The organism is Salinibacter sp., assembly GCF_036626415.1.
Classification (GTDB): domain Bacteria; phylum Bacteroidota; class Rhodothermia; order Rhodothermales; family Salinibacteraceae; genus Salinibacter.
Genome location: NZ_JAZKRW010000003.1, coordinates 61,962 through 70,006 on the forward strand (window position 1 = coordinate 61,962; position 8,045 = coordinate 70,006).

At 60.6% G+C, this 8,045-nt stretch carries 7 protein-coding genes and 1 tRNA gene; all 8 read right to left on the reverse strand.

The features are described 5' to 3' along the window. Positions 1 to 27 precede the first annotated feature (27 nt). Complete coding sequence (gene rpoB / locus V5A20_RS01170; RefSeq protein WP_332315843.1) at positions 28 to 3,891, reverse strand: DNA-directed RNA polymerase subunit beta; 3,864 nt, start codon at positions 3,889 to 3,891, stop codon at positions 28 to 30. Between the two features lie 556 nt (positions 3,892 to 4,447). Continuing rightward, the gene (gene rplL, locus V5A20_RS01175; protein ID WP_332315842.1) at positions 4,448 to 4,831 is read right to left on the reverse strand and encodes a 50S ribosomal protein L7/L12; all 384 of its coding nucleotides are present in this window, start codon (positions 4,829 to 4,831) and stop codon (positions 4,448 to 4,450) included. A gap of 140 nt (positions 4,832 to 4,971) precedes the next feature. Beyond that, the gene (gene rplJ, locus V5A20_RS01180) at positions 4,972 to 5,505 is read right to left on the reverse strand and encodes a 50S ribosomal protein L10 (RefSeq protein WP_332315841.1); all 534 of its coding nucleotides are present in this window, start codon (positions 5,503 to 5,505) and stop codon (positions 4,972 to 4,974) included. Positions 5,506 to 5,556: 51 nt separating this feature from the next. Continuing rightward, positions 5,557 to 6,270 carry a 50S ribosomal protein L1 gene (rplA, locus tag V5A20_RS01185; RefSeq protein WP_332315840.1) on the reverse strand — a complete coding sequence of 238 codons (714 nt, stop codon included), beginning with the start codon at positions 6,268 to 6,270 and terminating at the stop codon, positions 5,557 to 5,559. A 117-nt stretch (positions 6,271 to 6,387) separates the two neighbouring features. Then, a complete protein-coding gene (gene rplK, locus V5A20_RS01190; protein WP_332315839.1) occupies positions 6,388 to 6,831 on the reverse strand; it encodes a 50S ribosomal protein L11 in 444 nt (147 codons plus the stop codon). A gap of 121 nt (positions 6,832 to 6,952) precedes the next feature. Further along, positions 6,953 to 7,510, reverse strand: a complete 558-nt coding sequence (gene nusG / locus V5A20_RS01195) for a transcription termination/antitermination protein NusG (protein WP_332315838.1) — start codon at positions 7,508 to 7,510, stop codon at positions 6,953 to 6,955. Between the two features lie 51 nt (positions 7,511 to 7,561). After that, positions 7,562 to 7,747, reverse strand: a complete 186-nt coding sequence (gene secE / locus V5A20_RS01200; protein ID WP_332315837.1) for a preprotein translocase subunit SecE — start codon at positions 7,745 to 7,747, stop codon at positions 7,562 to 7,564. 112 nt (positions 7,748 to 7,859) lie between these two features. Further along, positions 7,860 to 7,932: transfer RNA gene (locus V5A20_RS01205), tRNA-Trp, on the reverse strand. Positions 7,933 to 8,045 lie beyond the last annotated feature (113 nt).

Here is an 8,045-nt window from a genome sequence, read left to right on the forward strand (position 1 = left end):
CGCCGGTTCGCACTTCGCACTCCGCAATTAGTCGAGTGTCACCTCGAGGCCGAGGCCCTGCAGTTCGCGGACGAGCACATTGAAGCTCTCGGGGACGCCGGGCGAGGGCAGGTTCTCGCCCTTCACAATCGACTCGTAGGCCTCGGAGCGACCTTCAACGTCGTCGGACTTGAAGGTGAGCATCTCCTGCAGGGTGTTGGAGGCCCCGTAGGCGTAGAGGGCCCAGACCTCCATCTCTCCAAGGCGCTGTCCACCGAACTGGGCCTTGCCGCCCAGTGGCTGCTGCGTGATGAGGCTGTATGGACCGATGGACCGGGCGTGCATCTTGTCTTCGACCAGGTGCTCCAGCTTCATCATGTAGATTTGGCCCACCGTCGTCTTCTCGTCGAACGGCTCCCCGGTGCGTCCGTCGTAAAGCTGCACCTTTCCGTCACGAGGGAGGCCGGCCTTCTCCAGCTCGTCGCCGACATCCTCGAGCGAGGCACCGTCGAAGATCGGGGTGGAATATTTCACCCCAAGCTTGTCGCCCGCCCAGCCGAGCAGTGTCTCGTAAATTTGGCCCAAGTTCATGCGGGAAGGCACCCCAAGCGGATTCAGGAGCAAGTCCACCGGTGTGCCGTCGTCGAGGAACGGCATGTCCTCCACCGGCGCAATCTTGGCGATGACGCCCTTGTTGCCGTGGCGCCCGGCCATTTTGTCGCCCACCTCAATTTTCTTCTTCCGGGCCACGTACACCTTCGCCATCTGCACGACGCCGGAGGGCAGCTCGTCGCCCATCTCCACCTGATGCTTCTCGCGCTTCGTCGTGCCCTCAATGTCGCGACGGCGCGACTTGTAGTTTCGGAGAAGCGTGCTGATCTGGTCGTCCAGCTCCTCGTCTCCAGTGAACTCGGCACGAGTGCTCAGGTCGGACGGGTCGACCTCGTCAAAGGCGTCTTCTTCAAAGTCAGCGCCTTCGCTGAGGATGACTTCGCCCTCGCGGTCTTCGAGGCCGGCACTCGTCACATCCTCGACAAGAGAGAAGAATTTCTCCCAGAAGCGCTCGTTAAGGTCTTCGAGGTTGCGTTCGTGCTCGCTCTCAATATTCTCAAGGCGCTTCTCCTCCATCTTTTTGGAGGCGGGATCGAGCTCGCGGCGGCTGAAGAGCTTCGTGTCGATCACGACGCCCCCCTCCATGCCCGGCTTGGCCTTCAGGGAGGCATCCTTCACGTCGCCCGCCTTGTCGCCGAAGATGGCACGGAGGAGCTTCTCTTCCGGCGTCGGGTCCGTCTCGCCCTTCGGTGTAATCTTGCCAACGATGATGTCGCCCGGCGTGATTTCGGCCCCCACGCGGACAATGCCCCGCTCGTCGAGGTCCTTCGTCGCCTCTTCGCTGACGTTCGGAATCTCGCGGGTCAGCTCCTCTTCGCCGCGCTTCGTATCTCGGACCTCGTGCTCAAACTCTTCGATGTGAACCGAGGTGTACACGTCATCAGCCACAAGGCGCTCGCTGATAACGATGGCGTCCTCGTAGTTGTACCCGTGCCACGGCATGAAGGCGCAAAGCACGTTCTTGCCGAGGGCGAGCTCGCCCTTCTCCATCGCAAAGCCATCGGTCAGGACCTCGCCCTCCTCCACGCGATCACCCGCCTGGACAATGGGCTTCTGGTTCATGCAAGTCCCCTGGTTGGTCCGCCGGAACTTGGTCAGCTCGTACTCCTGGACCGGTTCGCCAAAGGCGAGATCAGTCTTGTCCTGGGCCTCATCGTAGCGCACCACGAGGCGCTCCGCGTCGACATACTCGACGACGCCCTCGCCTTCAGCCACCACGCAGGAGCGGGAATCTTTTGCCACACGCCCCTCGAGGCCGGTCCCTACGATCGGAGAGTCGCTTCGGAGCAGCGGCACACCTTGACGCTGCATGTTGGACCCCATGAGCGCCCGGTTTGCGTCATCGTGTGAGAGGAAGGGCACGAGGCTGGCGGACGGTGAGACGATCTGGTTCGGCGCCACGTCCATGAAGTCAATGTCGTCCGGCTCCACAATCGGGAAGTCTCCCTGGTGCCGGCAGCGGACCTCGTCGCGCTCGAAGGTGCCGTCGTCGTCGATGGGTGCGTTGGCTTGTGCAACCGTGGCCTCATCCTCTTCCTCCGCGGTAAGGTACTCCACCCGGTCGGTCACCTGTCCGTCCTCCACCACGCGGTAGGGCGTCTCGAGGAACCCAAAGTCGTTGATCGTAGAGTGGACGCAGAGGGACAGCATCAGGCCAATGTTCGGGCCTTCCGGCGTCTCAATCGGGCAGAGCCGCCCGTAGTGCGTATGGTGGACGTCTCGGACCTCAAATCCGGCCCGCTCGCGAGTGAGTCCGCCCGGCCCCAGCGCCGACATGCGGCGCTTGTGCGTCATCTCGGCCAGCGCATTGGTCTGGTCCATGAACTGACTGAGCTGGTTGGTCCCGAAGAACGTATTGATCACGCTCTCAATGGTCCGGGCATTCACCAGGTCCTTCGGCGTAAACTTGTCGGCGTCGCGCAGATTCATGCGCTCCTTGATGGTGCGCGCCATGCGCGCTAGGCCGAGGGAGAACTGCGACCCAAGTTGCTCGCCGACGGATTTCACGCGGCGGTTGCTCAGGTGGTCAATATCGTCGGCCGTGCTCTCTCCATTCTGGAGTCGAATGAGCTCACGGACAATGCCGACCACGTCCTCCTTCGTGAGCACCTTTTCGTCGGTGTCTACATCCACACCCAGCCGGGCGTTCATTCGGTGGCGCCCAACATCGCCCAAGTCGTAGCGGTCCTCGTTGAAGAAGAGCCGCTCAAGGGCTTCACGGGCAGAATCGAGGTCGGGGGCCTCACTTCCACGCAGCTTCTCGTAGATGACCTCAAGGGCCTCCTCTTCCGTGTGCGAAGAATCCTTCTGAAGGGTCTCTACGAGCGTGCTTTTGTCAAGCGCCTCGTCGTCCACCTCTTCCCGCACGAGATACAGGCGGCTCACGTCGTACTCGTCAAGGTCGTCCCAATCGCCCTCCTCCAGTTCATGCTCGGCGGGAAGCAGCACCTCCCGCTCCATCTCTTCGTCGACCACCTCGCCGGTGTCCTCGTCGACAATCTCGATGGTCTTCTCAATCGTGACGCTCGTCGCGAGTTCACGACCAAGATACTCCTCAAACTCCTCTTCGTCGCCGATGTCCACCGCGTCGGCGAGATCGAACATTTTTACGATCTCCTCGTCGCTCGAGAAGCCCAGCGCACGGAGTAGCGTGGTGACGGGCACCTTCTTCTTCCGGTCGACATACGCCCACAGAACGTCACGCACGTCCGTCGAAAACTCCATCCAAGAGCCCCGGAACGGAATCACTCGGGCACTGAAGAGCTCGGTGCCATTGGAATGGATCTCCTTCTCGAAGAAAGCACCGGGACTACGGTGGAGTTGGGAGACGATCACCCGCTCGGCTCCGTTCACGATGAACGTTCCGCGGTCTGTCATAAACGGAAGCGTCCCGAGGTACACCTCCTGTTCGATCGCCTCGATGGCCTCCTCGCCGCCTTCTTCCTCCTTGCTCGTGAGTCGGAGGGTGGCCTTCAGGGGAATGGAGTACGTAAGGCCCTGCGCGATGCACTCTTCGACCGTGTGCTTCGGGGCGTCGAGCTCATAGCTGACAAACTCGAGGGTGTACCGGTCCCGATTGTCCTTAATCGGGAAGTGCTCGTTAAAGACGGCCTGCAGCCCAACGTTCTCCCGGTCGGCGGGCGGGACGTCGTCCTGCACAAAATCATGGAACGTCTTCAGCTGGACGTCCAGGAAGTCCGGATAATCCCACACCTGCGGGATGTCCGCAAAACTTTTTCGTGGATCCGGATCCACGAGATGACCAGGCGTGGTGATGTCTCCGTTCAAAAAGGTCGGCATAGGCTGTAAGAATCGCTCGCGTGAATATACTGCGTTCGCAAGGCATCCAACACACCGGACAGCACGGCTGCGAGTGCCGTACGTAAGGACTCTGAAGGTGGGGGCTCCGTGTCGCGTCGGCGGATGGGCAAACCAGACGATCGGTCGGGGCGCCGAAAGGACTCCAGACGCTCAGTCGACAGACGGACAAATCTTTGCGTCTCAACCTGCAGGCTCGGTTCCGAGAATCCGCGAGTCAGACTCAAAGATGGAGTAGACGACTGCCAAACTCATGGCCTCCGGCATCGAGCACGGGTTCTGATCGGGAGGGCCTCTCGTGAGGATGGATCCACCCGAGGAGTACCTTCAGACAAAAAGAGCAACGGGCGTCACGAGGGGGATGTTTCAGCCTCTCTCAGGTACCCAGAGAGGCGGAAGCCCCAAAGAGCCGAAGGCCAACCCCAAAGGCACTCGGGACAAAGCCCCGAGGGATTCGGGATCGGCCTTCACGGGTCGAGAGGCCCCCACCAGCGACGAGACTGGACTTCGCCCCGTCCTGGCGTGCATGGAAGCGCGTCTACTGAAGCTCGACCTCTCCGCCGGCATCTTCAATCTGTGCCTTGAGATCGTCGGCCTCTTCCCGGGAAACAGACTCCTTAACCGGGTTCGGCGCCTCGTCCACCAGCGACTTGGCTTCCTTGAGGCCCAGACCCGTGATGGAGCGGACCTCTTTGATCACCTGAATCTTGTTGCCGCCGATGCCCGTGAGCACGACGTCAAACTCTGTCTGCTCCTCCTCTTCGGCTTCTCCGTCGGCACCGCCTCCGCCGTCGGCCGCCACGGCAACCCCTGCCGAGGCCGGCTGGATGTCGTATTCCTCTTCGAGATGATTCGCAAGCTCATTGGCTTCCTGGATGGTCAGCCCGACGAGCTGTTCCGCAATTTCTTCAATGTCAGCCATAGGTTCGGTAGTTGTGTTGGTCCTGCGGCGGTCTTGGCACCGACCACAATCAGTGCTGCGCCGCGAATTAAGGCGAGTGTGGATGGGTGAAGTGCTGGCGCCCCAGCCCCCTGTTCACAGGGCCGGGCGCCGTACTATCGCTAATCTTCCTCTTCTTCGGCGAGGGATTGGAGAAGGCCAGACAATCGCTGGCCGGGCCCCTGGAGGCTCCCCAGCAGATTCTGCGCCGGCGACAGCAGTCGCCCGACGATCTCTCCAATGAGTTCCTCACGCGACTTCAGCTCCGCAAGCGTATCGAGCGCTTCCGGATCGTCGTACATGTCTCCTTCAATCCAGGCCACCTTCAGCTCCGGGCGGCCCAGCTCTTCGTCCTCCAGAAAGTCTTGGAGGACCCGAGCAGGCTTGGCGGGGTCTTCGCTAAAGGCGATGGCCGTGGGCCCCGCAAAAAACTCTTCGAGGGCGTCTTTGCCCTCAATGCGGTCGAGAGCAATGCGGGCCAGGGTGTTCTTCGTGACCTGGTAGTCAACACCGGCCTCGCGGAAGCGTCCCCGGAGGTCGTTGGACTGAGCGACGGTCAGACCCGCGAAGTTCGTAAGGTAGATGATCGGGTACTCACTGAGCTTCTCCCCGATCTCTTCGATGATTTCGGCTTTCTCGGCTCGGTTCTTCGACATGGGTGGACGGGTTGATCGATATGCAACGACAACGGCCAGGAGGCGCTCGGGCTACCGCGCTTCGCTGAGGACGGAACTGCGGTCCACAGGTACCGGCGGCCCCATCGTGGCCGACATCGTAATCGAGCGCAGGTAGAGCCCCCCTGCTGAGGCCGGCCGAAGGCGGATGACCTCGCGGAGGAGGGCTTGAGCGTTTTCGTATAGCTCGTCGGGCGAAAAGGATGCTTTGCCGATGGGAGTGTGCAGGTTTCCGCTTTGGTCGACGCGGAACTCAATTTTCCCCGACTTGACTTCCTCGATTGCATCGGCCACATCCATCGTCACGGTCCCGCTTTTCGGGTTCGGCATCAGGCCGCGCGGGCCGAGAATGCGACCGAGCTTTCCCACCTGGCCCATGACGTCTGGCGTGGCGATTGCCACGTCGAAGTCAAGCCAGTTTTCCTCCTCAATGCGCTCGATGTACTCGTCGAGCCCCACGTAGTCGGCCCCCGCCTCTTCAGCCTCCTGCTGCTTGCCCTCGCTGGCCAGCACCAGAACAGTGACGTCCCGGCCGGTGCCATTGGGAAGGGTGATGGCCCCTCGAACCATTTGGTCGGCGTGCTGCGGGTTCACCCCAAGCCGAAGGTCCAAGTCCACCGACTCATCAAAATTGGCGGTGGCAGTGTCTTTGACCAACTCCGCGGCTTCTCGGAGGGATACAGGATCACCCTGCTCTTCTACGAGCTCGTTGGCGTCTTGGTATCGTTTGCCTTCAGTCTTTGCCATAACAGGTGCGGTTGTGCGGTGCAAGCGTCCCCCGGCCGAGGCCGAGGCAACTCCCGCGTGAATAAGGAATGCGGCGACAATACAGAATTTGGACAGCCGTGCCAGACAACACGAATGCTACCGCTCGTGTGCGGGCTTGTCCTGAACGGTGATGCCCATGGATCGCGCAGTGCCGGCCACCATGCTCGCCCCCTTCTCCACAGTATGGGCGTTCAAGTCCTCAAGCTTTTGCTCCGCGATGTCCAGGCAGTCGTCCCAGGTGACGGTTCCAGCGTCCTCTCGAAGCGGATCGCCCGCAGCGGTTTCAATGTCGGCCTTCTGCTTCAACAGGACCGACGCCGGCGGACTCTTGACGATGAAGTCGAAGGAGCGATCGGCGTAGACCGTAATTTCCACCGGAAGCAAGGTCCCCATCCGGTCTTCGGTGCGAGAGTTGAACGCCTTACAAAACTCCATGATGTTCACCCCATGTTGTCCAAGGGCCGGGCCAATGGGCGGGGCGGGATTGGCCTGCCCACCTTTGATCTGGAGCTTAATGGTTTGTTCGACCGGTGCTGCCATACGTGTAGGGGCGGTGCGAGCGTTGCCCGAGGGCAATCGGGCCAACGTCCGCCGGTTTGTTCAAGAAAGACGTGAAAGGTAGACGGCCCTGGGGGGCGCCGTCGTGGCAAGAATTAGGAGCCTACTCTTCGTGCTCGACCTGCAGGTAATCCAGCTCAACAGGAGTTTTCCGGCCAAAGATCGATACCATCACCTTCACCTTCATCTTATCGGGATAAACATCCTCCACGATTCCATTGAAGCTGTCGAAGGGTCCATCCACGACCTTGACCGGGTCTCCGACCTTGAACGGCATTTCGGGCTGCTCCCCCATCTCCTCGGCCCGATCCATCTTGCCAAGGATGCGCTTGATCTCCTCCTCTCGAAGCTGAGTGGGCTCATCGCCCGTCCCCGCCGTCAAGAACCCGATAACCGATGGGAGGTCCTCGGCCACATCTCGAAGCTCAGAGGTCAGCGTACAGTTGAGGAGGATGTATCCCGGGAAAAACGTCTTTTCTTTTGTTTTCTTCTCCCCGCCTTTCATTTCAAAAACCGTCTCCGTCGGGATCAAGACCTCCTCCACCTGGTCCTCCAGCCCAAGCCGCTCGATCTCACTCTCGAGGTACCGGCGCACCTTCTTTTCGTGGTTTGAGAATGTGCGGAGCACATACCACGTGTCCGAGTCTGTGTCTTCAGCCATAACAGATGTCAAATGCCTACAGCAGTCGATGCGCGACCCCTCTCTCCGGGATCATACCCGGTAGAGAATCTCAAGAGTGCTCTGGATAACTTGGTCGGCCAGAAAAATGAACCCGGAAATAATCAGTGTGGCAACGATTGTGATGAGCGTACTGCTGATCAACTCGTCGCGGCTGGGCCAGTTCACCTTTTCCATCTCCGCAGCGACATTTTCCAGGTACTCGCGTATCCAAGTCATGGGCAAGGAATTGGTTGATCAGGCTGCAACCCGCATCCAGCCCGTCGGGGCTGAGAGGCGGCACAGCATGGAAGAACCGGTTCGAGCGGGCGAAGGGCAACCCGCAGCACGGCACGGACGGGAGGACTCGAACCCCCAACCGGCGGATTTGGAGTCCGCTGCTCTCCCAGTTGAGCTACGTCCGCGGGTACAGTGTTGAGGACAATCCGGAAGGCTTTCCAGCCCCGAGGCGGCCCCAGCAATGCAAAGGTCCTAGTCCAGGATGTCGGTCACGACCCCGGCCCCGACCGTATGTCCC

Bases quoted from the DNA above. Each gene is read 5' to 3' on its own strand.
- nusG (WP_332315838.1), bottom strand. From the start codon at position 7,510: ATGGCTGAAGACACAGACTCGGACACGTGGTATGTGCTCCGCACATTC.
- rpoB (WP_332315843.1), bottom strand. From the start codon at position 3,891: ATGCCGACCTTTTTGAACGGAGACATCACCACGCCTGGTCATCTCGTG.
- rplA (WP_332315840.1), bottom strand. From the start codon at position 6,270: ATGGCAAAGACTGAAGGCAAACGATACCAAGACGCCAACGAGCTCGTA.
- rplL (WP_332315842.1), bottom strand. From the start codon at position 4,831: ATGGCTGACATTGAAGAAATTGCGGAACAGCTCGTCGGGCTGACCATC.
- rplK (WP_332315839.1), bottom strand. From the start codon at position 6,831: ATGGCAGCACCGGTCGAACAAACCATTAAGCTCCAGATCAAAGGTGGG.
- secE (WP_332315837.1), bottom strand. From the start codon at position 7,747: ATGACTTGGATACGCGAGTACCTGGAAAATGTCGCTGCGGAGATGGAA.
- rplJ (WP_332315841.1), bottom strand. From the start codon at position 5,505: ATGTCGAAGAACCGAGCCGAGAAAGCCGAAATCATCGAAGAGATCGGG.